General features: G+C 51.5%; 1 protein-coding gene. It reads left to right on the forward strand.

Translation table 11 applies throughout. The annotated features are described in order from the left end of the window. The first annotated feature begins 91 nt into the window (after nucleotides 1-91). Nucleotides 92-1,114, forward strand: coding sequence for an IS110 family RNA-guided transposase (locus tag BLW34_RS15270; RefSeq protein ID WP_090581400.1), 1,023 nt, complete (start codon nucleotides 92-94; stop codon nucleotides 1,112-1,114). Nucleotides 1,115-1,371 lie beyond the last annotated feature (257 nt).

Genomic DNA, 1,371 nt, shown 5'->3' on the forward strand with positions numbered 1-1,371 from the left:
GATTGAGATTGAGCCCCTCACGGACCTAACGGCATCTACGTGCCAAGGTGGAGATAATAAGATTTTTCCACAAACGGACGGAGGGGCTGAGATGAATGCTACAACATATGGATTAGATATTGCAAAGCGCGTGTTTCAACTGTACTGGGTTGAATACGAGAGCGGTGAGATACACATGGTCAAGTTTGGCAAGCAAGAATTACTGGAATTTTTTGCGCAACGAGAAGCCGGACTGATTGCAATTGAAGCATGCGGAAGCGCGTACTGGTGGCGGCGTAAATTGAAAGCGCTGGGTCATGAAGTCAGATTGATTCACGCCAGGTTTGCCCGGCCCTTTGTGCAAGGCAACAAGACCGATGCAGCGGATGCCAAAGCGATCTGGACGGCGGTCCGGCAACCGGGGATGCGCACAGTTGCCGGTAAAACAGAAGATCAACAAGCGATGCTCGCACTGCACCGGATGCGCCTCTCGCTGATCAAATTTCGCACTATGCAGGTGAATCAACTGCGCGGATTACTCTACGAGTTTGGTGTTACGTTGAAAGGCGGCAGGCAAGCAGGCCTGGGAGAAATACACCAGCGCATGGCTGAACTGGAAGGAATCTTGCCTGGCATGCTGTTTGAGGCGGTAAAGGAACAATTGAAACGGCTCGATGGAATAGAAACAGATGTGCAGGACATTGAACGTAGAATCAAAGATTGGCAGAAACAGCAGGCTGCTTGCAGGAAGATTGCTGAGATTCCAGGTGTGGGAATGCTGACGGCAACCGCCCTGGTCGCCACGATGGGCGAAGCAAATTACTTCAAGTCTGGACGAGAATTTGCTGCCTTTGTAGGGCTTGTTCCAAGGCAGAGCGGCACGGGCGGCAAGATCAAGCTGTTAGGTATCAGCAAACGGGGCGACACGTATTTACGCACCTTACTAATACATGGCGCCAGAGCAGTCATGTTCAACGCCAAAGATAAAGGCGCGTGGAGCGAATCGCTCCTCCAGCGACGACCGGCGAATGTGGCCATTGTTGCGATGGCTAACAAGATGGCACGAACGGCGTGGGCAATTTTGGCACACGATCGAGAGTACCAAAAGGGTTATGTGAGCCGAGTGCCCACATAACATAGAATAACCACCGAAAAGGAGTGGAATGCTGATAGGTTGCGCAGGTAGATAACCCGTGTGATGGCGAAACAGGTCGGACCGCAAGAACGTAAACCTGCATGATTCTCAGCGCATCGAGCGCGATAAGGAGATGAGAGCGTTCTTGGCGAATTCCATCAGGGCCCGCAGATAGAAATCCAGTCTGCAGCAAGGCCGGATATAAGACTGCAGCCGATTTCCTTTTTACCAAAACACGAAATATCTCTTGCCAAACC

Source organism: Nitrosomonas sp. Nm58, assembly GCF_900107335.1.
Lineage (GTDB): Bacteria > Pseudomonadota > Gammaproteobacteria > Burkholderiales > Nitrosomonadaceae > Nitrosomonas.

What these genes read in the sequence shown, in the direction of transcription:
- BLW34_RS15270 (WP_090581400.1), top strand. Translation starts at nt 92, where the DNA reads ATGAATGCTACAACATATGGATTAGATATTGCAAAGCGCGTGTTTCAA.